We start from the raw sequence: 25,759 nt of genomic DNA on the forward strand, positions 1-25,759 counted from the left end.
TTACCGAGGGGAGCGCACGCATGATGGCCGACGAGACGCTGCAACGCTTTCGCGAGAGCATCGACAATATCGACGCCGCGCTGGTCTTCCTGCTCGCCGAACGCTTCAAGGTGACGCAGGCGGTCGGCCGCTACAAGGCGGAGGCGAAGCTGCCGGCCGCCGATCCCGGTCGCGAAGACGAGCAGATCGCGCGGCTGCGGGGTCTCGCCGAGGCGGCGCATCTTGACCCCGACTTCTCCGAGAAATTCCTGCGCTTCATCATCGACGAGGTCATCCGCCACCACGAGCGGGTCCGGACCAGCTAGATCGGCGCGGCGCGGTCTTCGATCAGCGCACGGACGTCGTCGGCCAGATGCAGCGGGTCGAACGGCTTGACGATCACGCCGTCGATACCGAGTGCCGCATAGCCTTCGAGATCGGGCTTGCGCGCGCGCGCGGTCATGAAGACGATCGGGACGTCGGCATAGCCATCGAGCGCGCGGATCGCGGCGAGCGTCGCCGGTCCGTCCATCTCCGGCATCATCACGTCGAGCAGGATCACATTGGGTCGCCAGCCGTCCGCGGCGGCGCGGAGCATAGCGAGCGCCTCGGCGCCCGACCCGACCGCGCGCACCGCGATCGCCGAATCGAGCCGCAGCGCCATCGCGGCGATCGTCCGGATGTCGGGATCGTCGTCGACGCAGAGGATCGCGAGCGGTCGGGTCGATCGAATCCGGATCATGACACCACCGCCGCGTCCTGCGGCTGGCTGGCGAGGATCCGCTGGATCGCCCCCGCAAGGCTGTCGAGCGAGCGGCGCGATTTGATCAGCACCGCGTCCACCTTTCGCTCAAGGTCGGCGGGCACATCGAGCGCCGAATAGAGGATGGTCGGTATCGGACGGCCGTCGGTCCGCAGCAGGTCGGGCAACAAGGCCGATCCCGAACCGTCCGACAGATGCAGGTCGAGGATGACGACATCGGGCGTCTGTCTGGCCAGCACCGCGCGTGCGGACGCGATGCTGGTCGCGTGGACGACTCGACCGTGTTCGGCGAGCACGCCGGCCGTAACCTCAAGAATGTCGAGGTCGTCGTCAACGTGCAGAAGCGTCGGCCGCGACTCGATCGAATGCGCCATCGCCCGCCGTACCGACGCGATCAGCCGCGCCTGATCGACCGGCTTGGCAATCCAATCGACCGGTTCGAGCAGTGGATCGTCGCTATCGGCGATCTTTGCGAACGCCGCATCCGCCACAAGGATCACGGGCAATAGCCGGGTCTCGGCCCGGGTGCGCAACGCGCGCAGCGTCTCTAACCCGCCCGCCTCGGGCAGTGCGACGTCGATCAGCAACGCATCATAGCGCCCGGACACCACGGCGGATTGCACCGCGTGATCGGTCGCGACGCAATCGGCCGCGCAATCTTCCGCCTCGAGCATGGCGCTGAGCCGACGGGCGACGACCGGATCGGGTTCGCAGACCAGGATGCAGGGCTGGCTGCCGCGGAGCGGCTCGTCGAACCGTGACAGCGGCAGCGTGAAGCTGAACCGCGCACCGCCGGCGGGCGAGCGGCCGAACGAGATGCGCCCGTCATGGGCGGTCACGATGTCGCGCGAAATCGCCAGGCCCAAACCCGACCCCCCGTCGGCACCGTTGGACGCCTGCGCGAATCGCTCGAAGATGCGGCCGTTGAATTCTTCGGGGATGCCCGGCCCCGCGTCGTCGACGGTGACCACCACCTGGGCATCGCGCTGCGCGACCTCGACCGACACCAGTCCACCGGCCGGCGAGACGCGAACCGCGTTGGAAAGCAGGTTGGCGAGGACCTGGAGCAGCCGGTCGTGATCGCCTTGCACGATCAGCGGCGGGTGCTGCGCGATCCGCTCGATCCGGACCATGCGCGCGTCTGCGACGCCGCGGACGCCATCGATCGCGGCGTCGGCCACAGCGACCAGATCGAGCGGCGCCCGCTCGAACCGCATCCGTCCCGACCCGATTTTCTCGATGTCGAGCAGATCGTTGACCAGCCGGATCAGGCGGCGCGAGTTGTTCTCGGCGATCTCGATCAGGCGGCTCGCCGAATCGGGCAGCGTATCCGCCGACGCCTTGCGCAGCAGCCCGAGCGCGCCGACCACCGACGTCAACGGGGTGCGCAGCTCGTGGCTGATCGTGGCGAGGAAATCGTCCTTGAGCCGCTCGACCGATTTGCGTTCGGCGATGTCCCGCATCATCATCAGCACGTGCTGGCCATCCGGCAGGTTCATCACGCCGAGCGCGATGTCGACGGCCACGGCGTGGCCCGCATAGTGCCTTACCGAACGGTCGGGCCAATAGGGTTTGGGCACCTTGTCGTCGACGAGTTCGATGCACGCGGGAAAGTCCGTGTCATTCTGGCCATCGAACAAATCGGCGATGTCGCGACCGGCAAGTTCCCCGGGGCCGTAGCCCAGCAACTGCTTGGCGGCCGCGTTCGCCGCCTCGATACGGCCCCTGCCATCGATCATCAGCGTCGCGTCCGCATTCCCCGCGAACAAGGCAAGCAGCCGCATCGAGGTGTCGTGCGCGTTGCGCTCGAGCGCGAAGCGATGCGCACGCGCACGCCACAGCGCCCACAGTCCCGTGAACAGCAGCAAGCCGACCAACAGCATCAGGCCGATCAGCGCCTGTCTGAAGGCGACATAGCGGGCCTGCAGCACCGCGATCCGCCCGCGCACGAGTTCGGCCTCGTCTTGGTCGAGCCGGGCGACCTCGTCACGCGTGGAGGACATCAGCCCCACGCCCCGCCCTTCGGCGATCCGCGCCACCGCCGCGTCCAGCCCTTGGTGTCGGCGCAGGCCGATGACCGTCGCCATCTCGCCGAACCGATCGTCGATGAGCCGCCGAAGTACCGCGAGGCGACGACCGTGATCCCCGATCGTCGTATCGGTGCCGCTCGCCCGGATCAGATCGCTATTGGCGCGGCGTCGAGCGGCATCGAATTCGCCGAGAAACCGCACGTCGGCCGTGATCACATAGCCGCGTTGCGCCGACTCGGCCTCGGTGATCGCCATCATCAGCTCGTTGGTGTTCATCCGTCGCTCGTAGGCTTCGCGCACGAGTTGCCGGCGATCCCCCGCCTCGTGGACCTGCTGGCCGATCCAGAGCGGCAGAAGGGTAACCGCCAGCGTGCCGAGGATCGCGGCGAGCAGATAGGCGATCATCGACGGCGGACGTGGGACCGATCGCGGCGACGGGAGCAAACCGCCCATCATCGGCATATCCGACATCATGGACCGTCGGCCGCCGGCTCCCCGAGCAGCGGCTGCATGGCAAGGATCGCCTGCGTCCGATTGTTGACCCCAAGCTTACGGAAGATCGCGGTGAGATGCGCCTTGATCGTCGCCTCGGTGACGCCCAGTTCGCCCGCGATCTGTTTGTTGAGCCGCCCGTCGGCGAGCGCCATCAGCACGCGCAGCTGCGCACTCGACAGGTCGGCGATGCGCGCACGCGCCGCGCCGACATCCGCATTGCTGGTCTGCCGGATCGTCGGGAATACGGTTCCCCCGGCGAGAACGGTGCGCAGCGACGCGAGCGTTTCGTCGAGCGGCTGCGTCTTGGAGAGGTAGCCCGCCGCGCCCAGCACACGCGCCGCCTCGATCAGCTCCGGCTGCTGGCGCGCCGAGACGATCACGATCGGCACCGTGCCAAGCAGATGCTGCAAGCGCAGGAAGCCCGAAAAGCCGTGCGCATCAGGCAAAACCAGGTCGAGCAGCGCGAGGCGATAGCCGCGGTGACGACTGATCGCAGCCTCGGCGTCGGCGATCGTGCCGACGCTATCGATGGTCAGCTCGGGCATGGCCACGCGCGCGGCAAGCGCAAGGCCTTCCCGAATCAGCGGGTGATCGTCCGCCAGCAGCAATCTCGACCCAGACAACGATACGCCTCCCGGACAAAGGCGAAGCTATCCTCGCTTCGACCTGTTGTCTGCTCTATGACATAGGGTTTGCAGAAACATTGATCATATTCAATTGCTCATTTCCTATTCGACGGGGCTATTGAATATTCGCTCGCGCTTCCTTAGCACAGTTTGGCACCCGATGGCGGATGATCCTTTCCTTCTTCTTATAGACGATGAGCCGGCTCATCATACCCTTGCCGACGCCGTACTGACCGCCGGCGGATGGCGCGTGGACCATGCTGACGACGGCGAGACGGGTGTCGGGATCGCGGCATGCCGGCGCTATGCCCTCGTCCTGATCGATATCCAGATGCCGGGCATGACCGGTTTCGAGGCGAGCTGCGCCATCCGCAACGGGCCGGGCGCCAGCGCCAGCGCGCCGATCCTCGCCTTCACGGCACAGCGGGGCGCCGATCTGCAGGCCGGCATCCGCGCCGCCGGCATGGACGGGCTCGTCACCAAGCCCTTTACCGCGGAAACGCTGCGCGAAGCGGCTTTGCGCTGGTGGCCGACCGACCTGCCAGCCCCGGTCCGCCGGCTCGCGGCAACATTCGGTATCGCAGAAATCGCAGGTCTGATCGACCGCTTCCGCGCGCAGCTCGAACAGACGCTGGCGTGTGAGGATAATGCCGGCGACATCGCGCACGCGCACAAGCTGGCGGGCGTCGCCGGCACGCTGGGATTTCCCGACGTCCATCGCCCCTGGCTTGCGGTGTCGGAGGGAGATGCCTCCGCTTATGCCGAGGCGCGGACCAGCGCGCGACAGGCGCTGGCCCAGATCGCGGCGGCCGGAATCGGTGCGCCCCGCGCCGATGGCGACCGGCGATCGATCGACGAATATTAGACTTTGGTCTAACAATACTTGGTCGTTCAAAAATTTAGACGCTGTCGCCGCGAGGCGAAATTGGCGCCGTGCCTCGACAGACGGATCGATCTGTGGTGAGGCGCGGCGATGACGATGCGACCGGCGGCCTGTGCCCTTCCGATGTTCCTGCCGCTGCTCCTCGCCGCTTCCGCCCCGACCGGAGCGCCGGTGGAGGTCGAGGTCGGCAACGTCACCAGCACCCAAGGCGGCGTCCATGTCGACATCTGCCCCCAGGCGCAGTTCCTGACCAGCGACTGCCCCTATTTCACGACGGTGCCCGCCAAGCTCGGCACGACGGTCGTCGTGATCGCCAACGTGCCGCCTGGCCGCTATGCCGCGCAGGTGTTCCACGACCGCAACAGCAACGGCAAGATCGATCGTGGCCTGTTCGGCATTCCCAAGGAGCCGGTCGGCTTCTCGAATGATGCGCCGATCCACATGGCGCCGCCGCGATGGGATGCCGCCATGTTCGTCCATGGCACTGCGCCTCAGCGCATCGCGCTGAAGTTGCGCACTAGCTTCCTCTAGGCGTCGTCCGCATGTCGCATCCGCTCGTCCGCCTGGTCGCGCTTGCTTGCCGCCGACCCTATGCGACCGTCTCGACCGCGCTGCTGCTGACCGCCCTGGCGCTGGTCTATGCCGGCGCGCATTTCTCGATGACGACCGATGCGAGCGCGCTGATATCGCCGAGCGTGCCCTGGCGGATGGCCGAACATCGCATGGACCGCGCCTTCCCGCAGAATGGCGATACGATCCTTGTTGTGATCGACGGCGCCACGCCTGAACTCGCCGAGCGCGCCGCCGCCGGCCTTGCCGCCAAGATGCGCGCCGATCCGCGTCACTTCCGCCACGTCACCCGCCCCGATGGCGGCGACTATTTCGCGCGCGAAGGCCTGTTGTTCGGCAGCGAGGATGACGTTCGCGCCGCGACCGGACAGATGATCGCCGCGCAGCCGTTCCTCGGGCCGCTCGCCGCCGATCCATCGCTGCGCGGGATCGCCGGCGCGCTCGACACGATGCTGACCGGAGTCGCAAGAGGCGACGCGCCGCTTGCGCGCATTGATAGGCCCATGGCCGCGCTTGCCGACGCACTCGACCGGCAGGCGGCGGGCAAGCCGAGCTTCTTCTCCTGGCAAGCGTTGTTCGGAGGCGAGACAGCGGCGACGGCGGCGCCCAAGCGCCGGCTGGTGCTCGCCACCCCGATCCTCGATTTCGGGGCATTGATGCCCGGCGTTCCTGCGACCGACGCGGTGCGCGCCGATGCCGCGGCGCTCCAACTCGACGCAGCGCACGGCGTCCATTTCGGCATCACCGGCTCGGTACCGCTGTCGGACGAGGAGTTCGCGAGCCTCGCCGATCATGCCTGGCTGGTCGGCGGGACGATGCTGCTCGCGATGCTGGTGACGCTGCGGCTGGCGGTGCGGTCATGGCGGATCGTCGCAGCGATCCTCGGCACCACGATCGCCGGCTTGGTCATCACCGCCGCGGTCGGACTGGCGGCGGTCGGCCAATTCAACCTGATTTCGGTTGCGTTCATCCCGTTGTTCGTGGGCCTCGGCGTCGATTTCGGGATCCAGATCGGCGTCCGCTTTCAGGCCGAGCGGCTCGTTCACGCAACGCCCGCAGAGGCGATGGCCGCCGCGGCCGCCGCGCTGGGCGCACCCTTGCTGCTAGCGGCCGGCGCGGTCTGCCTGGGCTTCCTCGCCTTCCTGCCGACCGACTATGTCGGGATCGCGCAGCTTGGCGTCATCGCCGGGTTGGGCATGGTCATCGCGTTGCTGCTCGCGGTGACGCTGCTGCCGGCGCTGCTGATGCTGGTCGGCGGCGGACGGCCGCAGGCTGAGCTCGGCAATCCGCGCCTCGCCGCCGCCGATGCCTTCCTAATCCGTCGGCGTGGCCTCGTCCTGGCCGCCTTCGGGGTCGCGATGGTCCTCGGCGTCGCCAGCCTGGCGCTGGTGCGCTTCGACTTCAATCCGCTCCATCTGCGCAATGCCAAGGGCGAAGCGATGGCGACGCTCGCGGATCTGATGCAAGACCCGACCCGCGACCCGAATACGATCGACATATTGGCGCCCAATCTCGGCGCGGGACAGGCGCTCGCCGCACGGCTCGCCCGACTTCCCGAGGTTGGCCAGGCGCTGACCGCGGCAAGTCTCGTCCCAGACGACCAGGCGCCCAAGCTCGCGATGATCGCCAACGCGCAGGCCTTGCTCGATTTTACCCTCAATCCGTTCGCGCCGGCCGCCGCGGCGAGCGATGCCGAGACGATTGCTGCACTGCACGCCACGGCCAAAAGCCTGCGCGGTGCGGCAACCGGATCGGATCGCGCGAGCGTCGACGCGCGCCGCCTGGCGGCGGCGTTCGATCGACTGAGCGGAGGCTCCGTACACGAGCGTCAGGCGGCGACCGCGATGCTCGTGCCACCACTCGAGACCATGCTCGACCAGATGCGCGCCGCGCTCGCCGCGCAACCCACGTCGGTGGCGACACTGCCGTCCGACCTGCGCCAGGACTGGATCGCCCCCGACGGCAGCGCCAAGGTTCAGCTCACCGCCGCCGGCACCGATCGCAGCGACGCCGCGCTGGCCCGCTTCGTCGCCGCGGTACAAAAGGTGGCGCCGCAGGCAATCGGCCCCGCGGTCTCCGAGCAATCCGCGGCGCACACCGTCGCCATGGCCTTCGTCGAGGCGGGCATCCTGGCGCTCGCGGCGGTCAGCCTGCTGCTGCTGCTGGTGTTACGCAATGTGCGCGAGGTGGCGTTCACCCTGGCGCCCGTCGTGCTGTCGGGCTTTCTCACGCTCGGGACGTGCGTGCTGATCGGGCAGCCGATCAACTTCGCCAACATCATCGCCTTTCCGCTGCTCTTCGGCGTCGGCGTCGCCTTCCACATCTATTTCGTGATGGCGTGGCGTCGGGGCGCGACCGACCTGCTTCAGTCGCCGCTGGCGCGCGCCGTGTTCTTTTCCGCGCTGGCGACGGGGTCGGCGTTCGGCTCGCTGTGGCTGTCGCGCCATCCCGGCACCGCGAGCATGGGCAAGATCCTGATGATCTCGCTCGCCTGGACGCTGGTCTGCGCGCTGATCTTCGAGCCGGCGCTGCTCGGGCCGCAGCGCAAGGACTCCCCTCCCGCATAGGAGGGGAGCGCGTCACTTCACCGTGTCGAGCTGCGCCAGCTTCTTGACCAGCGCGGCGATCCCGCCGCTCTGCACCGTGCTCGCCAGATCCGCGCGCTGGAGCGCGAGGTTGCTCACCCCGCCCGAGATCACGTCGACGACCTTCCACGTCCCGCCGGCCTGCCGCATCCGGTAGAACAGCGTGTCGCTATTGATCGTCACCTTGACGACCTTCTCCGCGCCATGTGCGATCGGCTGCGGCGCGACGGCGAAGCGTTCGCCCGAAAATTCCTTGAAGTTGCGCGCCAGCGACACGGCCGAATGGCGCGTCAGCGCAGCGATCGCCGCCGCCTTGTCGCTTGCCGAGGCGCTGCTCCACGCAGGGCCGACGACCAGCGCCGCGATGCCCGGCATGTCGTAATAGCTTTTCACCAGCGGCTCGAAGCGATCCGTCCGCGCCGATGCGCCGAGCTTGGCCTTCATGATCGCGATCACGCCGTCGTCATAGCTGCCGATCCGCGCCACCGCGGGGTCGCCCGCCTGCGCCTGCACGGCGGCAGGTGCCGCAAGCGCGACAAGCAGGGCGGCAAGACTGTGGGTTCGAAGTGTCAACGTCGTCATCCTCCGGTCAGGCGAACGCCATGGGGTGTGGCGCAATAACCCCTGCTGAACACCGCCGTGCGCTCAAGGGTTGCGGCTCTCTTTCGCATCCGTGACGGAACGACTATGTGGGGCGCGCGCCTCGGGAGACATTGATGGTCAAGGTATTGCTAGCTCAACCCCGTGGTTTCTGCGCGGGCGTCATCCGCGCGATCGACATCGTCGATCAGGCGCTCGACCGCACTGGTGAGCCCGTCTACGTCCGTCACGAGATCGTCCATAATCGCCATGTCGTCGATACGCTCAAGGCCAAGGGCGCGGTGTTCGTCGAGGAGTTGAGCGAGGTGCCCGCGGGCGCCGTCACGATTTTTTCCGCGCACGGCGTCAGCCGCGCGGTGCAGCTAGACGCCGAGGCCAAGGGCCTGCCGGTGATCGACGCCACCTGTCCGCTGGTCAGCAAGGTGCACGCGCAGGGGCGCCGCTATGTGGCGACCGGGCGGACGCTGGTGCTGATCGGCCATGCCGGCCATCCCGAGGTCGAGGGCACGCTCGGCCAGATCGACGGCGAGGTCCATCTCGTCGGCTCGCCGCAGGAGGTGGCAACGCTCGCCCTGCCGCTCGATCGCCCGATCGCCTATATCACGCAGACGACTCTGTCGGTCGACGACACGCGCGCGATCATCGCGGCGCTCAAGGCGCGCTTTTCGGACGTCACCGGCCCCGACACGTCGGACATCTGCTATGCCACGCAGAATCGCCAGTCGGCCGTGCGCGCGCTGTGCGAGCAGGCCGACATGCTGATCGTCGTCGGTTCGACCAACAGCTCCAATTCCAACCGGCTGCGCGAGATCGGCGAGGAGATGGGCAAGCCCGCCTTCCTCGTCGCCGACGGCTCGGAGCTCGATCCCGCCTGGCTCGACGGCATCGAGACGATCGGGCTCACCGCCGGCGCCTCGGCGCCCGAGGAACTCGTCCAGAGCGTGATCGCCGCGATCGAGCGGATCACCCCCGCCACCGTCTCGCCCCTCGACGGACTCGAGGAAAATGTGCAATTCCGCCTGCCGCCCGCGCTTGCGCGGCTGCAGCCGCGTGCCCGCGTAGCCTGAGGACCCCAGCATGACCCTACCCCTCGCCGTCGTCGCACGGATCGGCGCCTATACCGTCGGCCAGGAGCTGCGCGGTCGCAAATATCCGATGGTGCTGATGCTCGAGCCGCTGCTGCGCTGCAACCTCGCCTGCCCCGGCTGCGGCAAGATCGACTATCCCGATCCGATCCTCAACCAGCGTCTGTCGTACCAGCAGTGCATGGACGCGATCGACGAATGCGGCGCGCCGGCCGTCTCGATCGCGGGCGGCGAACCGCTGCTCCACCGCGAGATGCCCAAGATCGTCCAGGGTTATCTCGCGAAGAAGAAGTTCGTCATCCTGTGCACCAATGCGTTGCTGCTCAAGAAGAAGATCGACGACTACAAGCCGCACAAATATTTCACCTGGTCGATCCATCTCGATGGCGACCAGGCGATGCACGACCATGCCGTCGACCAGACCGGCACCTATACCGTCGCGGTCGAGGCGATCGAGCTGGCCAAGGCCAAGGGTTTCCGCGTCCAGGTCAATTGCACCGTGTTCGACGGCGCCGATCCGGCCCGGCTGGCGGCGTTCTTCGACGAGATGAAGCGGCTCGACGTCGAGATCACAATCTCGCCCGGCTATGCCTATGAGCGCGCGTCGGACAAGGAGCATTTCCTCAGCCGCACCAAGACCAAGACCTTCTTCCGCGACGTCTTCTCGCGTGGCGACAACGGCAAGGCCTGGACCTTCACCAACTCGCCGCTGTTCCTCGATTTCCTCGCGGGCAACCAGAGCTACGAATGCACGCCCTGGTCGATGCCGCTGCGCACCGTCTTCGGCTGGCAGAAGCCCTGCTACCTTGTCGGCGAAGGCTATGTGGAGACCTTCTCGGAGCTGATGGAAGGCACCGAGTGGGACGAATATGGCGTCGGCAAGTACGAGAAATGCTCGGACTGCATGGTGCATTGCGGATTCGAGGGTACGGCCGCGGCCGACGGCATCCGCCATCCGCTCAAATTCATGAACGTTGGTCGCAAGGGCATCCGCACGACGGGCCCGATGGCCGAGGACATCGACATCAGCAAGGCGCGCCCTGCCGAGGACGTGTTCTCAACCCATGTCGAGCGGGAGCTCGCGCTGATCGCCAAGACCAAACCCGGCTCGGCAAAGCACGTCGTAGCCACGACTTAGCCGCTTCATCGCGCGGCCGGCGTCCATCCCGACGCCGACCAGCGCGGGAATCTGCCACGGCCGGATCAGGATCGCGAGCAGTAGCGCGCCGATCCTAATCCCGCCGTCGGGCGCCATCGCGACCTGGACGGCGCGGGGCATCGATCGGTCGGCGGCGTCCGACACCACGCGCGCCACGGCAAAGGGCAACGCATGCCGCTGTGCGACGCGCGCGGCGATGTGGCTCTCCATGTCGCAGGCCAGCGCGCGCGTCGAAAAGTGCAGCGACTCCTTCTGCGCGGCGGTGACGATCATCGTGCCGTCGGCATGGATGCGGCCGACCACGGCGCCGGGCAGCAGCGCCGCGATGCGGCTGATCCAGCCCGTCGACGCATCCTTGCGCGCGGTCGGTTCGGTCACCGGTCGGACGTCGCGCGGCCTGCTCGCGCCGACGCTCCATTCGCGCCGCTCCATGGCGGTCGGCGAGAGCGTGCCGACCACCCAGTCGCCGACCGCCAGCCGCGGCGCGAGCGCGCCCGCCAGCCCAACGCTCAGGATCGCCGTGGCACCGGCGGCCACGCCCGCCTCGAGTTCCGCTTCAAAGCGATCATGATCGGTGCCGGCGACGATGACGGTGACGCCATCCCGCGCAAGCGCCTTGGCCTCGCGCTTCATGCCCGTCGCGACGAGGATCATGCGGCGACTGCCACACCGCTACCGTTCGTCCTCAGCGAAGAGAGACATGCGGCAGGCGCCGCGTTTGGGTCACGCACTTCGACTGCGCTTGGTGCGAACGGATGAGGGACGTTCATCCTCACATCCCGAACGCGACGCGCCGCACGTTGCCGCGCTTGAGGTTGCGGTAGCGGGCGAGCGCCCACAGCGGGAAATATTTGGGGTAGCCGTGGTAGCGCAGGTAGAAGACGCGCGGGAAGCCACCGCCGGTATAATGCTCCTGCCCCCACAGCCCGTCGTCCGCCTGATGGCGCTCGAGCCACGCGACGCCGCGCGCAACGACCGGATGATCGACCTCGCCCGCCGCCATCAGCCCGAGCAGCGCCCAGGCGGTCTGCGAGGCCGTCGACGACGCCGGCTCGTGCCCGCGCCGATCGAGCGCATAGCTGTCGGCGCTCTCGCCCCAGCCGCCGTCGGCATTCTGGATCTGCACCAGCCAGCGCACCGCGCGGCGCACCATCGCCGAGGCCGGATCCACGCCGGCGACGTTGAGCGCGCACAGCACCGACCAAGTGCCGTAGATGTAATTCACCCCCCAGCGGCCCCACCAGCTGCCTTCGGCATGCTGGTCACGGCGCAGCCACTCGATCGCCTCCGCCATGCGCGGGCTGTCGGCAGCCTCGCCGAGCTGCGCGAGCATCGAGACGACGCGCGCGGTAACGTCGGCGGTCGGCGGATCGAGCAGCGCGCCATGATCGGCGAACGGGATGTCGTTGAGGTAAAAGGCCATGTTGTCGGCATCGAACGCGGCATAGCCGCCGTCCTTGCTCTGCAGGCCCGCGGTCCATTCGACGCCGCGGTCGATCCCCGCATCGAAACGGGGCCCAAGCTTCGGCCGTGCGCGGTCCATCGCCATCACCACCACCGCGGTGTCGTCGAGGTCGGGATAATGGTCGTTGCCATATTGGAACGCCCAGCCGCCGGGGCGGACATCGGGACGCTGCACCGCCCAATCGCCCTTGACGTCGAGGATCTGGCGCGGTGTCAGCCAGTCGAGCCCGCGCGTGGCCGAGTCCTCGTCGCCCGCCTCGAGCATCGCATGCGCGGCGAGCGCGGTATCCCACACCGGCGAGACGCAGGGCTGGCAATAGACCTCGCCGTCCTCGCGCCGCACCAGCAGCTTCTCGACCGAGCTCCGCGCGATCGCCCGGTGGGAATGCTCGGGGGCGTAGCCGAGCGCATCGAACATCATCACGCTGTTGGCCATCGCCGGATAGATTGCGCCAAGCCCGTCCTCGCCGTTCAGCCGCTCGACGACGAAGTCGACGCACGCCTGGATCGCCTGGCGCCGCCAACGCCGCGGCCACAGCCGGCGGCCGCGCTTGAGCACGACGTCGAGCGCGGCGAAGCCCTTCTCCCACGCCCATTTGCCTGGCAGCGCGCGCTTGAGCGGTAGTTTGCCGGAGAGGAAAAGCTCATCGACGCGCACCCCGCGCGGATTGCGCGCGACCGGACGCAGCGCGCACAGCACGAGCAGCGGCACGATCACGGTGCGCGCCCAATAGGACATTTTCGAGAGGTGGACCGGGAACCAGCGCGGCGCGAGGATCAGCTCGGGCGGGATCTCGGGTATCACGGCCCAGGATCCGCAGCCGAACAGCGCCAGCTGGATCCGCGTGAACACATTGACCGCGCCCGCGCCGCCGCGCTTGAGGATTTCCGCCCGCGCCCGGGCCATATGCGGCGCGTCGATGTCGTCGCCGATCATCTTGAGCGCGAAATAGGCTTTCACGGTCGCCGAGATGTCGAAGCCGCCATCCTGATAGAGCGGCCAGCCGCCATGCGCCGCCTGGATGCGGCGCAGATACCGGCCGATCGCCGCCTCGAGCTCGAGATCGTCGGGCTCGCCGAGAAACTGCCTCAGCAGGATATATTCGGACGGGATGGTGGCATCGGCCTCGAGCTCGAACACCCAATGGCCATCGGGCCGCTGCGCATCGGCGAGCGCGACGCGCGCGCGGGCGATCGCGACATCGATTCCCTCGAGTGGATCGGGGATAAACCCCTCGGCCTGATCTTCAACGCGCAACACGCTTTGCCTCCAACGCGCACGCCGCCGCCGCCCGCCCCGACCGCAACGCACCTTCGATGGTGGCGGGTAGCCCGGTTTTCGTCCAGTCGCCAGCCAGGAACAGGTCGTCCCATCGCGTTTTGGCGCAAGGCCTGCGCAGATCCTGTTCGGGCGTCGCCGCAAAGGTCGCGCGCTTCTCGATGACGAGCTGCCAGACGGGCAACGTCTTCGGGCCGCCATGGACCGCGACGACATCCGCCCACAGCCGTGTCGCGAGCGCCTCGCGGTCGTCGGCCAGCAGCGCATCGGCGGCGCTGGTGGTGGTCGAGCGGCGATCGGGAAAGGCGAAGACCCATTCGGCCGTGCCGCCGATGATGCCGGTAACCGGCGCGGCGCCAGCCGGCGGCGGTGACAGGAAATGCGCGTTGACGATCGCATGGTGCTGATCAGGCACGACCAGATCGGGCACGAGATCGACGGCGACCCAGGCGGGCACCGCGAGGATCGTGGGGACGCCTGGCGCGATCTCCTCGCGACCATCGGCGAAGTCGAGCGATACGATCCGCGTGTCGCTGAGCGCCAGCGCGCGCAATCGGCGCCCGAGGCGGATCGTCGCGCCGTGCGCCTCGAGCCAGGCCAGCGCGGGATCGACGAAGGCGGCGGCGAGCGTCGGCTCGGCGATCATCGGGCGACACGCGCGCCCACCCTTCGCCAGCGTCTCGCGCACGATCGCACCGGCGAGCTGCGCCGATCCTTCGGCAGCCGGCGTGTTCAACGCCGAGACGAAGAAATTGTCGAGCAGCCGATCCCACAGCGGCCCGCGCGTCGGAATCACATCGCCGATCGTCCGCCCCGCGGTCGCGCGCAGCAGCCGCGCCAAGCCGAGATAATCGGACGGCGTCGTCCCCGGCACGCGGCGCGTCTTCGCGAACAACCACCAGGGCAGTGGCCCGGCGTTGGGATGCAGCACCCAGCGGGCGCCGTCGCGCACGTCGACATAGGGAAAGCGCGCCTCGCTCGATCCCGCCAGTCGGTCGCTCGCGCCGATCGTCTCGAGATAGGCGTGGACCGCGCGGTTGCCCGACAGGACGAGATGATTGCCATTGTCGATCGTCATCCCGAGCTTGGGATCGTGATAGGATCGACAGCGCCCGCCCGCCTGCCGCGCCGCCTCGCTGAGCGTTACCCGATAGCCGGCCTCGGTGAGCGCGATCGCCGCCGACAACCCGGCCAATCCTGCCCCGACGACATGCGCCGGGCCCCTGCCGCCGGTCACCGGCCGAGCCGCAGCCTGACCAGCGTCCAGGCCAACGCCAGCCGGTTGTGGCGCACACGGACGCGCGGCGGCTGCCAGCCCGCCTTGCGCATCCGGCGCAGCAGCTCGGAATAGGCGGCCGCCATCAGCCGCGGCGCAATCAGATGGCCCTTGGGACCAGCATCGAGGATTTTCTGCGCCGCCCGGAAATGCGTGTCCGCCTCAGCCGCCACGATCCGCGCGGCACCGTCGATACGCGGATCGCCCACCACGCTGGCGATGTCGCCAATCGCGATGCCCTGCGCCTGGATCGCCTCGCGCGGCAAATAGAGGCGGCCGATTGCGGCATCCTCATCGATATCGCGCAATATGTTGGTCAGTTGCAGCGCGCGGCCGAGATGGTGCGCCAGATCCAGCCCTGCGGCCTCCTCCATTCCGAAGATCCGCACCGACAGCCGGCCGACGGCACTGGCAACGCGGTCGCAATAGAGATCGAGCGTGGCGGCGGGCGGCCAGCGAATGTCGCCTGCGACGTCCATCGCCATACCGTCGATCACCGCCTCGAAGTCGGCTTGGACGAGTCCGAAGGCCCGAATGTGGGGGACGAGGAATTCGGCAACCCCCGGTGACCGGCCTGCATAGAGGCTAGTGAGGTCGCCCCGCCATTGATCGAGCTGCGCCGCGCGCGTCGCGGGATCGCCCTGCTGGTCGTCTGCGATGTCATCGACGATGCGGCAGAATTCATAGACGGCGTACATCGCGTGCCGCTCGGGCTTGGGCAGCACCTTCATGCCCGCGTAAAAGGATGAGCCCGCGGCGGATGGCTGACTCACCGCGCGACCAATCGACCGAGCGCGGCACCGGATGCAAGCAGCAGCGCCTCACTTTTGCGATGATGGACGCGCTCCGCGAGCGGATCGCGCCGCCGCAGCCGCGTCGCGAGGCTGACCGCGAGCCGCTGGATCACCGCGACCTCGATCCCGAGCCGGCGGTCGGCTATACCCCGCGCAAAGGGCGCCGCCTCGGCGAGCAATTGCTGGCAGCGCTCGGCGCAGGCCGCGATCACCTGGCGCAGCGCGGGCGGCGCACCGGGTCGCGCAAGATCCTCGGTCCGCGCACCGGTCGCAGCGAGCAGATCCTGCGGCAGGTAGACACGGTCGATCTCGCGATAATCCTTGGCGCAATCCTGAAGGTGGTTGATCACCTGGAGCGCCGCGCACAGCGCGTCATTGGCTGGCCACAGCGCGCGATCCTCGCCATGCACGTCGAGCACGAAGCGCCCGACCGGCATCGCCGAATAGCGGCAATAGTCGATCAGATCGTCCCAGTGCGCATAGCGGTTCACGGTGCAGTCGCGCCGAAACGCCTCGAGCAGATCGAGCGCATGGACCGGATCGAGGTTGCGTTCCGCCATCACGATGCGAAGCGCCACGGCGCTCGGTTCGGCATCGCTGGTCCCGACGATTCCGGCGCGCATCGCCTCGAGCCGCGCGAGCTTCTGGTCGGCGCTCGCGGTGACATGGTCGGCGATGTCGTCGGCGAGGCGCGCGAAGCTGTAGAAGGCCATGATCGGCGCCCGATAGCGCGCCGCGACCAGCCTCGAGGCGACCGGGAAATTCTCGTCGGTATGGCCCTTGCCCGAGGCAAAGTCGGCGGCGGTTCCGGCGATCGTGATGGCACTCATCGCTGCATCCGAGCCTGCGCCCGCCCCTTCCACATTCCGCCGCGCCCCCGACCATGCTGCCATGCCGACAGCGCCGTCGCCGCGCCGTACACCACGCCGATCGCCGGGAGCGCAACCCCCCATAGCGGCGAGCGGCGATAGAAGCGCAGCATCGGCTGGAAACAGATCGCCATCGCGAGCCAGGCAAGGGCACCGGCAAGCTGCGCGCCGCCGTGTCCGAACAGGGCAAGCGCCGGCGGCACGATGTAGAGCAGCGCCAGTCCGGCCAGCGTACCCGCCAGCAGCAAGGGGGCATAATCGAGCTGCGCATAAGCCGAGCGCGAGATCATCGCGATAATCTCGGACCAGCCGCCATAGGGCCTGAGGCTCACCGAACGGCGCGTCAGCGACAGGCGGATCGGGCCCTGCGCCTTCATCGCCGCGCCCATCGCGCAATCGTCGATGATCGCGTCCGCGATCGCGGCAAGACCGCCGGCACGCGCGAGCGCGTCGCGGCGCACCAGCATGCAGCCGCCGGCCGCCGCTGCCATCTCGGCACCGGGTCGATTCACGCGGGCGAAGGGATAGAGCATCTGGAAGAAGAAGACGAAGGCGGGGATCAGCGCCTTTTCCGCAACACTGTCGCAGCGCAGCTCGGCCATCAGCGAATCGAGCACCAGCCCGCGCTGCTCGGAGCGCGCGACCAGCGAACGCAGCGTGTCCGGCGCATGCGCGATGTCGGCGTCGGTGAACCAGAGATAGGCCGGTGCGTCGCCCGCCTGCGCGACACCGCCCCGCATCGCCCAGAGCTTGCCCGTCCAGCCGGCGGGCGGAGCGGCGCCGTCGATCACGGTGAGCCGGTCCGACGCTCCGGCCGCGCGGCGGGCTATCGCCCCGGTGCCGTCGCGGCTGCCGTCGTCGACGAGGATGATGCGGAAAGCGCCGGGATAATCCTGCGCGATCAGCGACGCCATCGCGCGGCCGATCACGTCGGCCTCGTCGCGGGCCGGCACGATCGCGGTCACCGCGGGCCAGACGGCGAGCGTTGGCGCCACGCCTCCGTCCGTGTCACGCGCCAGCCAGAAGCCGTCGCGGAACAGCAGCAGCCCGATCCAGATCGCCAGCGGGAGCAGCGCGAGGACGATCAACGGATCATCCCCTGGCCTCGGAACCAGGCAAGCGCGTCGCCGACCGCCTGCTGCCACGGCCGCGCGCCGTAGCCGAGTTCGGTCGCGGCGCGATCCGAAGCGAAGAACATGCGGTAGTGCGACATGCGGAGCGCATCGCGCGTCAGCATCGGCTCCCGACCCTTAAGTTTGGCCCAAGCCTCGGACACATAGGCGAGCGGCATCAGCGGCCCGCGGGGCAGCGATACGGTCGGCGGCTTGCGCCCGACGTGGCGCGCAACCTCGCCGAGCAAGGTCTCCAGCATGACATCTTCACCGCCGAGAATGTACTGACGGCCGATCTCGCCCTTCGCCAGCGCCAGCACATGGCCGCGCGCGACGTCGTCGACATGCACGAGGTTGAGCCCGGTATCGACGAAGGCGGGCATCTTGCCATTGGCGGCCTCGACGAGGATGCGGCCGGTCGGCGTCGGTCGGACGTCGCGCGGCCCGATCGGCGTCGAGGGATTGACGATGACGGCCTGCAGGCCGCGCTCCTTCACCATCTGCTCGACCAGCCGCTCGGCGACCACCTTCGAGCGCTTGTAGGCACCGATCGCGGTCGCTTCGGTAAGCGGACGGGTCTCGTCCGCCGCACCGCCCGCCAGCGGCGCTATCGTCGCGACGCTGCTGGTGTAGACGATACGCCGCGTGCCCGCAGCGAGCGCCGCCTCCATGACGGTGCGCGTACCCTCGCGATTGTGCCGGACGATGTCCTCAGGGTCGGGCGCCCACAGTCGATAGTCGGCAGCGACGTGCGCGAGCGCGTCGCACCCGGCCAGCGCCGCGCGCATCGAGGCGGCGTCGAGCATGTCGCCGCGCACGATCGTGCCGGGGAAGTCTTCGAGGTTGGTGGCAGGCGACGTCGTGCGCGCAAGGCCGCGGACCTGCCAGCCGTCGGCCGCGAACGCGCGTGCGACCGCCGCGCCGACGAAGCCCGACACGCCGGTCACCAGGATCGTTTCACCATTTGCCATGCCGGACAGGCTATTAAGCACGCCGATGCCAAATGGGAAGGAAGTGCGCGCCGCATGACACGCTGTTAAGGAGCCGGCATGCTCGCCGTTCTCTCGTTCGTCCTAACGCTGCTCGCGATGACCGGCACCGCCTATACGCTCGCCGCCGTGGCGCTCGCCGGGCGATGGCGCACGCCATTGCGGGAGCGGGCGCTCACCACGCCCCCGCGCAGGCGCGGGCCCAGGCCCGTACGTGGAGATGGCGCGGCGCCTGCTGCCGGCGTCGGGCCTGGGCCCCGGCTTTCGCCGGGGAACGCCGATTGGCCATCGATCACCATGCTCAAGCCGCTGCACGGACCTGAGCCGATGCTCGAGGCCAAGCTCGCGAGCTTCCTCGAGCAGGACTATGCCGGGCCTATCGACATGGTGTGCGGCGTCGCCGACCCGGCCGATCCGGCATTGGAGGCGGCGCGGGCCGTCGATGCCGCTATAGTCTGGAGCAGCGTGCGGCACGGCTCGAACGGCAAGATCTCCAATCTCATCAACATGGAACCCGCCGCAGCCGGCGACATCCTGATCCTCAGCGACAGCGACATGGTCGTCGGCCCCGATTATGCGACGCTCGTGACCGAAGCGCTCGCCCGTCCCGGTGTCGGCGCGGTCACCCTGCCCTATGCCGGGATCGGCGAGACCAACGGCTGGTCGCGGATGGCGGCGGCGGGGGTCAGCTGGGGGTTTCTGCCCTCGGTGATGATCGGCGTCGCGACCGGCTTGGCGCACCCCTGCATGGGTTCGACGATCGCGCTGCGCCGCGAGACGCTCGAGTCGATCGGCGGCTTCACGCCGTTCGCTGACCTGCTCGCGGACGATCACGCGATTGGCGCCGCGGTGCGCGGGTTCGGGCTCACCGTCGCGGTCGCCCCGCCGATCGTGCTCCATGGCTGCAGCGAATCGAGCCTCGCCGCGCTGTGGCGCCACGAGCTGCGCTGGAACGCGACGGTGCGGATGCTCGACCCCGCGGGCTATGCCGGCAGCGCGGTGACCCACGCCTTCGCCTGGTCGCTGCTCGCGGTCGCGAGCGGCGCAGGCGGCTGGGTGATCGGCGTGGCGCTGCTCGCCCGGCTCGCGCTGGCGGCGCGGATCGATGCGCTGGTCGGTCGCCAGACTGCGCCCTTGTGGTGGCTGCCCGCGCGCGACCTGTTGTCTTTCGGCCTCTATTGGTCGGCCTTCTTCACGCGCTCGGTTGATTGGCGCGGGAGCCGGCTTCATATGACACCCAACGGCCGCATGTCGGCCGAACCGGAGATACATTAGATGACGCTTCGCACGCTCTTCATGCAGGGCCCCTCGTTCGACGGCTATGACGGCGGCGCCGGCGCGCGCTACCAGATGAAGCGCGAGGTGAAGAGCTTCTGGTATCCGACCTGGCTGGCGCAGCCCGCCGCGATGATCGAAGGCTCGCGCCTGATCGACGCGCCCGCGCACGATCAGAGCTGGGACGACATCAAGCATGAGGTCGACAATCGCGACCTGATCATCCTCCACACCTCGACGCCGAGTTTTCGTCAGGACGTGCAGACCGCCGAGCTGGTCAAGCAGCGCAACCCCACGGCGCTGGTCGGCATGGTCGGTGCCAAGGTGATGATCGAGGACGAGAAAGCGCTCGCCGCCACCACCGCGCTCGATTTCGTCTGCCGCGAGGAATATGACTTCACCTGCGTCGAGCTGGCCGCGGGCCGCCCGCTCGCCGAAATCGACGGCATCACGTATCGCGCCCCCGACGGCACGATCGTGCGCAACCGGGACCGCGCGCAGATCGAGGACATGGACGTCCTGCCGATGGTCTCACCGATCTACCGGCGCGACCTCGACCTGAACAAATATTATGGCGGCTACCAGCGCCACCCCTATGTCAGCTTCTACACCGGGCGCGGCTGCAAGAGCCGCTGCACCTTCTGCCTGTGGCCGCAGACGATCAGCGGCCACCGCTATCGGCACCGCACCGTCGGCAAGGTGATCGAGGAGGTCCAGTACATCCTCAAGGAAATGCCCGAGATCAAGGAGATCTTCTTCGACGACGACACGCTGGCCGATGCGCACGCCTTCGTTGTCGAACTGTCGGGCGAGCTCCGGAAGCTCGGCTTCGGCACGCCTGGTTTCCCCGTCACCTGGGGCTGCAACGCCAAGGCCAACGTGCCCCAGCCGGTGCTGAAGGCGATGAAGGAAGGCGGCTGTCGCGTGCTGCTGGTCGGCTACGAAAGCGGCAACCAGCAGATCCTGCACAACATCAAGAAGGGCCTGCGCGTCGACGTCGCACGCCAGTTCACCAAGGACGCGCACGCGCTGGGTCTCACGATCCACGGCACCTTCATCCTCGGCCTCCCCGGCGAAACGCTGGAGACGATCGAGGAGACGATCAAATATGCGCAGGAGATCAACCCGCACACCATCCAGGTGTCGCTCGCGGCGCCCTATCCGGGCACCTTCCTGTACAAGCAGGCGGTCGAGAATGGCTGGTTCGACGACAGCAACGACCTGCTCACCGACGACGGTACGCAGATCGCGCAGCTGAGCTACCCGCATCTCCATGCGAGCGTGATCTTCGACAAGGTCGAGGAATTTTACAAACGCTTCTACTTCCGCCCCCGCAAGATGGGCGCGATGGTAGGCGAGATGGTGCGCGACTGGGACATGATGAAGCGCCGTCTCCGCGAAGGCGTCGAGTTCTTCTCGTTCCTGCACAATCGCAAGAAGGCGGCGTAAGCGTGCCAACACCTCCCCGTCGCGGGGAGGCGCGATGTTGATCGTCACCGCCGATGATTTCGGCGCCTCGATCGCGGTCAATGCGGCGGTCGAGCAGGCGCATACGCACGGCATCCTCACCGCCGCCAGCCTGATGGTCGCGGGCGACGCCGCCGGCGATGCGGTCGAGCGCGCCAAAAGACTGCCGAGCCTGGGGGTGGGCCTGCATCTCGTGCTCGTCGAGGGGCGCCCGGTGCTGCCCCCCGCGCGCATCCCCGATCTGGTCGACGCCACCGGGCAATTCCGCACCAACATGGCGCTCGCCGGCGTAAATTTCTTCTTCCGGCGGGCGGTGCGCGCGCAGCTCGCCGCCGAGATCGAGGCGCAGTTCGCCGCCTTCCATGCGACCGGACTGCCGCTCGATCACGTCAACGCGCACAAGCATTTCCACCTCCACCCGACGATCGCCGCGCTGATCCTGACGATCGGCCGCCGCTACGGGCTGGCCGCCGCCCGTGCGCCGGTCGAGCCGGTCGACCTGCTCGCCAGGCTCGAGCCGGTACCGCGCACGCTCGCCGGTCGCCTTGCGGCGCCCTATGCGCGCGCGGTTGCGCGTCGTTTCCGCGAGGCCGGGCTCGTCGTTCCCGATCGCGTGCTCGGCCTCGCCTGGAGCGGCCACATGACCCGAGCGCGGGTCGCCGGCCTGATCGCGCACCTGCCCGACGGCGTCACCGAACTCTATTGCCATCCCGCCACCGAGGACGCCTATCCGGGCTCGGCGCCGGGTTACGCCTATCGCGCCGAACTCGCGGCGCTGACCGATGAATCCATCAAAGACAACATCTTGCAACGCGGTATCCGCTTAGTAAATTTTGCGGATCTTGGCGCGAAGGAGGTGGCGGCATGAGCATGATGGAGAAGATCGAGGCGCCCGCGCCTCCGCCCGGCGAGGCGATCAAGCACGGTAGCGAGGCGCATCTGCGGCTGTTCTGCCGGATGCTGCTCGACACGCACGATCCCTATCGTCCCGCGCTGATCCAATGGCCCACGCTCGACGAGAAGACCCGCCGGCGGATCGTGTCGCTGCCGGTATGGGACATGGCGGTCGCCGCCGAGGGCCGCACGGGCCTCTATGTCCGCCTGTTCGGCGAGACCGTCGCCGATCCGCTGCTCAAGGCCGCGGTCGAGATGGACGCGTTCGAGGAGAGCCGGCACAAGGTCGTGCTGTCCGATCTCGTCGCCGCCTATGACATCGCGCTCGCGCCCGAGCCCGCGATCCGACGCCCCCGGGACGCCGAATGGGCGTTCATGCGCGCGGGCTATTCGGAATGTATCGACAGTTTCTTCGGATTCGGGCTGTTCAAGCTTGCCAAGGACACCGGTTTCTTCCCGCCTGCGCTGATCGACACGTTCGAGCCGGTGATGCGCGAGGAGGGGCGGCACATCCTGTTCTTCGTCAACTGGGTCGCCTGGTGGCGGCGGACGATGCCCTGGTGGCGGCGCCCGCTGTTCGAGGCCAAGGTGATTGCGGTATGGTGCGCGCTCGTCTGGGAGCGGATCGACATGGCCAAGGGAATGGGCGACAGCAGCAAGGCGCAGGAGAACAACTTCACGCTCAACGGATCCAAGGAACTGGGCGTCGAAGTGACATTCCCGCAGCTCGCCCGCATCTGCCTCGTCGAGAATGACCGACGGCTCGCGCCTTACGATCAACGGCTGCTGCGCCCGCGCTTCGTGCCCGGGATGATTCGCCTGGCGCTGCGCTTCGCGGGCAAGCCGCCCCGGTCGACGGAGCCGGTCGCGACATGACCGCCCGCCTGCGCTGGCCGATCGCGCTGGCTACGCTGCTCGGCCTGGGAGCGGCGGTGTGGGCGATGGGATCGGTGGGATTTTCCGCGCTCGCCGATGCTGCGTTGCACATTGGCGTGGGCGGATTTCTCGCCTTCTGCGCGGCGAGCGTACTCCTCTCCGCGATCCTCGGCGCGGCCTGGTGGGCCTCGATGCCTGGCGAGCCGCTGCGCCTGCTCCCGCTGTTCGGCTGGGCGCGCATGGTGCGCGAGGGCGCGAACGACCTGCTCCCGTTCAGCCAGATCGGCGGGCTCGTCGTCGGTGGCCGCACGCTGACCGCAGCGGGGCTGGCGGCGCCGCGCGTCTATGCCGCGATGGTGGTCGATCTCACCACCGAAATGGCCTCGCAGGTCGCGTTCACGCTGTTCGGCGTGGCGACGTTGGGATCGCTGCTCGTCGACGGAGGACGGCATGGCGTCGCCCCGCTGGCGTGGATCGGGGTCGGCGTGTCGATCGCGGTGACCGCGGCGTTCATCCTGCTCCAGCGGCCGATGCTGCGACTGGCGGGGACGCTCGCCACCAAGCTGCTGCCCGACAGCGCGCTGTCGATGGACCGACTGCATGCCGAACTCGCCGGAATCTATGCGCGCAAGGGCGCGGTCGCCTTGTCCTTTGCGCTCAATCTTGCGGGCTGGCTCTATGCCGCAGCCTTGGCCGCGATGGTGCTGGCGATGATCGGATCGCCGATTGCGCTGTGGCGGATCGCCGCGCTCGAGAGCCTCATCTTCGCGCTGCGCGGCGCGGCGTTCGTGATCCCCGGGGCGATCGGCGTGCAGGAGGCGGGCTATGTGCTGCTCGGGCCCTTGATCGGGCTCGACCCCGAGGCCGCCGTCGCGCTGTCGCTGATCAAGCGCGCGCGCGATGTCGCGATCGGGCTGCCCGCGCTGCTGGTCTGGCAGGCACGCGAGCTTGGTATACGGCGCGTAACCGTTTGATGTTCACCGTCCCGTCATGATTGCGCGATAGGCCGCGGACGCGGTCGGGGGACCGCGCAGGGGGGAAATGATCATGTCGAACGCGCCACATCGGCTGCCGCGCTTGGGCGCACCCAGCTATTCGCGCTTCTGCGCCAGCGTGCTCATCTGGGCGACGCGGCGCTGCCGGGGGTGAAGCCCGCTACCGTCCCATTCCGTTCGCGCTGAGCGCAGTCGAAGCGCAGCCACCGCCGCGCGTAGCCTTCGACTGCGCTCAGGCCGAACGGGGATGGGCGCCCGAACGGCCGTCAATCAGAACGCCGCCTCGTCGAGCGCCATCAGCGAGCGCTTGCCCGACTTGATCGCGAGGAACATCGCGGTCGCCTGCGGCAGGATGCGGTCGAAGAAGAAGCCGGCGGTGAGGATCTTGGCCTTGTAGAAGCCCTCGTCGTCGCCCGCGCCTTCGGCCAGCTTGGCATAAGCGATCTTCGACGCCTTGAGGAAGCAATAGCCGATCCCGACCAACCCCATCAGGCGGAGGTAATCGGTCGCCGCGGCCCCCGCTTCCTCGGGGTCCTTCATGCCCTTCTGCGCGATCGTCGCGGTCGACAGCTGGAGCGCGCCGAACGCCTGCTGCATCCCGCCGACATAGGCCTTCAGCGCCTTGTCCTCGACGCCCGCCATCTCCTCGAGCAGGTTCGAGACCGCGTGGAAGAAGGGGCGCAGGTTGCGGCCCATGTTGGCGGGCAGCTTGCGGCCGACCAAGTCGAGCGCCTGCACCCCGTTGGTGCCCTCGTAGATCATCGCGATCCGCGCATCGCGCGCGAACTGCTCGACGCCATGCTCGCGGATATAACCGTGCCCGCCATAGGTCTGGACCGCGAGATTGGCGGCATCGAAGCCGAGATCGGTGAACAGCGCCTTCACGACAGGCGTCATCAGCGCGACGAAGTCGGTCGCGCGCTGCTTCACCTCGGGGTCGTCGCTATGCTTCTCGGCGTCGAGCGCGCGCGCGCACCACTGGCCGAGCGCACGGCAGCCCTCGGCATAGGCGCGCATCGTCATCAGCATGCGGCGCACGTCGGGGTGGACGATGATCGGGTCGGCGGCGAGATCGGGCCGCTTGGCGCCCGACAGCGAGCGCCCCTGCAGCCGCTCCTTCGCATAGGCGACCGCCGACTGATAGGCGATCTCGTTGATCCCGAGCCCCTGGACGCCGACCGAGACGCGCTCGGTGTTCATCATCGTGAACATCGCGGCCATGCCCTTGTGCGGCTGGCCGACCAGCCAGCCGGTGGCGTCGTCGAAATTGATCTGGCAGGTCGCCGAGGCCTTGAGCCCCATTTTGTGCTCGATGCCCGCGACCGAGACGCCATTGCGCGCGCCGACGCTGCCGTCGTCATGGGGCAGGAATTTGGGGACGAGGAACAGGCTAATGCCCTTCACCCCCGCCGGCGCATCGGCGATCCGCGCGAGCACGAGGTGGACGACATTGTCGGTGAGGTCATGGTCGCCGGCGGAGATGAAGATCTTCGAGCCGGTGAGCTTGAAGCTGCCGTCGGCCTGCGGATCGGCCTTAGTGCGCAGCAGCCCGAGATCGGTGCCGCAATGCGATTCGGTGAGGCACATCGTCCCCGACCATTCGCCCGACGCCATCTTGGGCAGATAGGCCTGCTTCAGCTCGTCCTAGGCATGACCCTCGATCGCGGTGGTCGCGCCGTGGGTGAGGCCGGGAT

General features: G+C 68.2%; 22 protein-coding genes and 1 pseudogene. 11 read left to right on the forward strand and 12 right to left on the reverse strand.

Annotated features, from left to right (window positions below):
* The first annotated feature begins 23 nt into the window (after nucleotides 1-23).
* A complete protein-coding gene (locus tag Q0326_RS14350; protein WP_298691707.1) occupies nucleotides 24-305 on the forward strand; it encodes a chorismate mutase in 282 nt (93 codons plus the stop codon).
* Here the strand turns inward: Q0326_RS14350 and Q0326_RS14355 are convergent.
* The 3 genes from Q0326_RS14355 to Q0326_RS14365 all read right to left on the reverse strand — a co-directional run bounded on the left by Q0326_RS14355 (nucleotide 302) and on the right by Q0326_RS14365 (nucleotide 3,890).
* A complete protein-coding gene (locus Q0326_RS14355; RefSeq protein ID WP_298691667.1) occupies nucleotides 302-721 on the reverse strand; it encodes a response regulator in 420 nt (139 codons plus the stop codon). The genes Q0326_RS14350 and Q0326_RS14355 overlap by 4 nt on opposite strands.
* Nucleotides 718-3,177, reverse strand: a complete 2,460-nt coding sequence (locus Q0326_RS14360; RefSeq protein ID WP_298691669.1) for an ATP-binding protein — start codon at nucleotides 3,175-3,177, stop codon at nucleotides 718-720. The genes Q0326_RS14355 and Q0326_RS14360 overlap by 4 nt, the downstream gene beginning before the upstream one ends.
* Before the next feature lie 65 nt (nucleotides 3,178-3,242).
* Nucleotides 3,243-3,890 (reverse strand): response regulator transcription factor, encoded by a 648-nt coding sequence (locus tag Q0326_RS14365; RefSeq protein ID WP_298691671.1) that lies wholly within the window; start codon nucleotides 3,888-3,890, stop codon nucleotides 3,243-3,245.
* A gap of 163 nt (nucleotides 3,891-4,053) precedes the next feature.
* Here Q0326_RS14365 and Q0326_RS14370 point away from each other — a divergent pair, with 163 nt between their 5' ends.
* The 3 genes from Q0326_RS14370 (at nucleotide 4,054) to Q0326_RS14380 (ending at nucleotide 7,913) form a co-directional block, all read left to right on the forward strand.
* Entirely contained in the window at nucleotides 4,054-4,758 is a 705-nt protein-coding gene (locus Q0326_RS14370) for a response regulator (RefSeq protein WP_298691673.1), read from the forward strand.
* Nucleotides 4,759-4,866: 108 nt separating this feature from the next.
* Nucleotides 4,867-5,307 carry a DUF2141 domain-containing protein gene (locus Q0326_RS14375; RefSeq protein ID WP_298691675.1) on the forward strand — a complete coding sequence of 147 codons (441 nt, stop codon included), beginning with the start codon at nucleotides 4,867-4,869 and terminating at the stop codon, nucleotides 5,305-5,307.
* 11 nt (nucleotides 5,308-5,318) lie between these two features.
* Entirely contained in the window at nucleotides 5,319-7,913 is a 2,595-nt protein-coding gene (locus Q0326_RS14380) for an MMPL family transporter (protein WP_298691677.1), read from the forward strand.
* 12 nt (nucleotides 7,914-7,925) lie between these two features.
* Here Q0326_RS14380 and Q0326_RS14385 read toward each other — a convergent pair whose 3' ends face one another.
* Nucleotides 7,926-8,504 (reverse strand): ABC transporter substrate-binding protein, encoded by a 579-nt coding sequence (locus tag Q0326_RS14385; protein ID WP_298691679.1) that lies wholly within the window; start codon nucleotides 8,502-8,504, stop codon nucleotides 7,926-7,928.
* 143 nt (nucleotides 8,505-8,647) lie between these two features.
* Between Q0326_RS14385 and ispH the strand changes: the two genes are divergently transcribed.
* Both ispH and hpnH read left to right on the forward strand, forming a co-directional pair.
* The gene (gene ispH, locus Q0326_RS14390; protein WP_298691681.1) at nucleotides 8,648-9,598 is read left to right on the forward strand and encodes a 4-hydroxy-3-methylbut-2-enyl diphosphate reductase; all 951 of its coding nucleotides are present in this window, start codon (nucleotides 8,648-8,650) and stop codon (nucleotides 9,596-9,598) included.
* A 10-nt stretch (nucleotides 9,599-9,608) separates the two neighbouring features.
* Nucleotides 9,609-10,754, forward strand: coding sequence for an adenosyl-hopene transferase HpnH (hpnH, locus tag Q0326_RS14395; protein WP_298691683.1), 1,146 nt, complete (start codon nucleotides 9,609-9,611; stop codon nucleotides 10,752-10,754).
* Here the strand turns inward: hpnH and Q0326_RS14400 are convergent.
* The 7 genes from Q0326_RS14400 to hpnA form a co-directional block, all read right to left on the reverse strand.
* A complete protein-coding gene (locus tag Q0326_RS14400) occupies nucleotides 10,674-11,429 on the reverse strand; it encodes a phosphorylase (RefSeq protein ID WP_298691685.1) in 756 nt (251 codons plus the stop codon). The two genes, hpnH and Q0326_RS14400, sit on opposite strands and share 81 nt — an antisense overlap.
* A 118-nt stretch (nucleotides 11,430-11,547) precedes the next feature.
* A complete protein-coding gene (gene shc, locus Q0326_RS14405; RefSeq protein WP_298691709.1) occupies nucleotides 11,548-13,497 on the reverse strand; it encodes a squalene--hopene cyclase in 1,950 nt (649 codons plus the stop codon).
* Nucleotides 13,487-14,755, reverse strand: coding sequence for a hydroxysqualene dehydroxylase HpnE (gene hpnE / locus Q0326_RS14410; RefSeq protein WP_298691687.1), 1,269 nt, complete (start codon nucleotides 14,753-14,755; stop codon nucleotides 13,487-13,489). The genes shc and hpnE overlap by 11 nt, the downstream gene beginning before the upstream one ends.
* A complete protein-coding gene (hpnD, locus tag Q0326_RS14415) occupies nucleotides 14,752-15,567 on the reverse strand; it encodes a presqualene diphosphate synthase HpnD (protein ID WP_298691689.1) in 816 nt (271 codons plus the stop codon). Before hpnD ends, hpnE begins: the two co-directional genes overlap by 4 nt.
* Nucleotides 15,564-16,418, reverse strand: coding sequence for a squalene synthase HpnC (hpnC, locus tag Q0326_RS14420; RefSeq protein WP_298691691.1), 855 nt, complete (start codon nucleotides 16,416-16,418; stop codon nucleotides 15,564-15,566). The genes hpnD and hpnC overlap by 4 nt, the downstream gene beginning before the upstream one ends.
* On the reverse strand, nucleotides 16,415-17,545 hold the full coding sequence (locus Q0326_RS14425) for a glycosyltransferase (protein WP_298691693.1): 1,131 nt from the start codon (nucleotides 17,543-17,545) through the stop codon (nucleotides 16,415-16,417). Before Q0326_RS14425 ends, hpnC begins: the two co-directional genes overlap by 4 nt.
* Nucleotides 17,542-18,540 carry a hopanoid-associated sugar epimerase gene (hpnA, locus tag Q0326_RS14430; RefSeq protein WP_298691695.1) on the reverse strand — a complete coding sequence of 333 codons (999 nt, stop codon included), beginning with the start codon at nucleotides 18,538-18,540 and terminating at the stop codon, nucleotides 17,542-17,544. The genes Q0326_RS14425 and hpnA overlap by 4 nt, the downstream gene beginning before the upstream one ends.
* A 78-nt stretch (nucleotides 18,541-18,618) precedes the next feature.
* On the opposite strand from hpnA, the gene hpnI reads away from it, so the two are divergent.
* Genes hpnI through Q0326_RS14455 form a run of 5 tightly spaced genes read left to right on the forward strand, consistent with a single transcriptional unit; the run spans nucleotide 18,619 to nucleotide 24,044 of the window.
* The gene (gene hpnI, locus Q0326_RS14435; RefSeq protein WP_298691697.1) at nucleotides 18,619-19,833 is read left to right on the forward strand and encodes a bacteriohopanetetrol glucosamine biosynthesis glycosyltransferase HpnI; all 1,215 of its coding nucleotides are present in this window, start codon (nucleotides 18,619-18,621) and stop codon (nucleotides 19,831-19,833) included.
* On the forward strand, nucleotides 19,834-21,282 hold the full coding sequence (gene hpnJ, locus Q0326_RS14440) for a hopanoid biosynthesis associated radical SAM protein HpnJ (protein WP_298691699.1): 1,449 nt from the start codon (nucleotides 19,834-19,836) through the stop codon (nucleotides 21,280-21,282). It abuts the gene before it with no gap.
* A gap of 34 nt (nucleotides 21,283-21,316) precedes the next feature.
* On the forward strand, nucleotides 21,317-22,168 hold the full coding sequence (gene hpnK, locus Q0326_RS14445; RefSeq protein WP_298691701.1) for a hopanoid biosynthesis-associated protein HpnK: 852 nt from the start codon (nucleotides 21,317-21,319) through the stop codon (nucleotides 22,166-22,168).
* On the forward strand, nucleotides 22,165-23,070 hold the full coding sequence (locus Q0326_RS14450) for a ferritin-like domain-containing protein (protein WP_298691703.1): 906 nt from the start codon (nucleotides 22,165-22,167) through the stop codon (nucleotides 23,068-23,070). The genes hpnK and Q0326_RS14450 overlap by 4 nt, the downstream gene beginning before the upstream one ends.
* Nucleotides 23,067-24,044, forward strand: a complete 978-nt coding sequence (locus Q0326_RS14455) for a lysylphosphatidylglycerol synthase domain-containing protein (RefSeq protein ID WP_298691705.1) — start codon at nucleotides 23,067-23,069, stop codon at nucleotides 24,042-24,044. Before Q0326_RS14450 ends, Q0326_RS14455 begins: the two co-directional genes overlap by 4 nt.
* Nucleotides 24,045-24,335: 291 nt before the next feature.
* Here Q0326_RS14455 and Q0326_RS14460 read toward each other — a convergent pair.
* Nucleotides 24,336-25,759 (reverse strand): annotated as a pseudogene (locus Q0326_RS14460) (acyl-CoA dehydrogenase C-terminal domain-containing protein); the annotation flags it as partial.

This window comes from uncultured Sphingomonas sp. (genome assembly GCF_937859915.1).
GTDB lineage: Bacteria > Pseudomonadota > Alphaproteobacteria > Sphingomonadales > Sphingomonadaceae > Solisphingomonas.

Excerpts from the sequence above, each read along its gene's own strand:
- Q0326_RS14350 (WP_298691707.1), top strand. The coding sequence starts at position 24 with ATGGCCGACGAGACGCTGCAACGCTTTCGCGAGAGCATCGACAATATC.
- Q0326_RS14355 (WP_298691667.1), bottom strand. The coding sequence starts at position 721 with ATGATCCGGATTCGATCGACCCGACCGCTCGCGATCCTCTGCGTCGAC.
- Q0326_RS14360 (WP_298691669.1), bottom strand. The coding sequence starts at position 3,177 with ATGATCGCCTATCTGCTCGCCGCGATCCTCGGCACGCTGGCGGTTACC.
- Q0326_RS14370 (WP_298691673.1), top strand. The coding sequence starts at position 4,054 with ATGGCGGATGATCCTTTCCTTCTTCTTATAGACGATGAGCCGGCTCAT.
- Q0326_RS14375 (WP_298691675.1), top strand. The coding sequence starts at position 4,867 with ATGACGATGCGACCGGCGGCCTGTGCCCTTCCGATGTTCCTGCCGCTG.
- Q0326_RS14380 (WP_298691677.1), top strand. The coding sequence starts at position 5,319 with ATGTCGCATCCGCTCGTCCGCCTGGTCGCGCTTGCTTGCCGCCGACCC.
- ispH (WP_298691681.1), top strand. The coding sequence starts at position 8,648 with ATGGTCAAGGTATTGCTAGCTCAACCCCGTGGTTTCTGCGCGGGCGTC.
- hpnH (WP_298691683.1), top strand. The coding sequence starts at position 9,609 with ATGACCCTACCCCTCGCCGTCGTCGCACGGATCGGCGCCTATACCGTC.
- Q0326_RS14400 (WP_298691685.1), bottom strand. The coding sequence starts at position 11,429 with ATGATCCTCGTCGCGACGGGCATGAAGCGCGAGGCCAAGGCGCTTGCG.
- hpnC (WP_298691691.1), bottom strand. The coding sequence starts at position 16,418 with ATGAGTGCCATCACGATCGCCGGAACCGCCGCCGACTTTGCCTCGGGC.
- hpnA (WP_298691695.1), bottom strand. The coding sequence starts at position 18,540 with ATGGCAAATGGTGAAACGATCCTGGTGACCGGCGTGTCGGGCTTCGTC.
- hpnI (WP_298691697.1), top strand. The coding sequence starts at position 18,619 with ATGCTCGCCGTTCTCTCGTTCGTCCTAACGCTGCTCGCGATGACCGGC.
- hpnJ (WP_298691699.1), top strand. The coding sequence starts at position 19,834 with ATGACGCTTCGCACGCTCTTCATGCAGGGCCCCTCGTTCGACGGCTAT.
- hpnK (WP_298691701.1), top strand. The coding sequence starts at position 21,317 with ATGTTGATCGTCACCGCCGATGATTTCGGCGCCTCGATCGCGGTCAAT.
- Q0326_RS14450 (WP_298691703.1), top strand. The coding sequence starts at position 22,165 with ATGAGCATGATGGAGAAGATCGAGGCGCCCGCGCCTCCGCCCGGCGAG.
- Q0326_RS14455 (WP_298691705.1), top strand. The coding sequence starts at position 23,067 with ATGACCGCCCGCCTGCGCTGGCCGATCGCGCTGGCTACGCTGCTCGGC.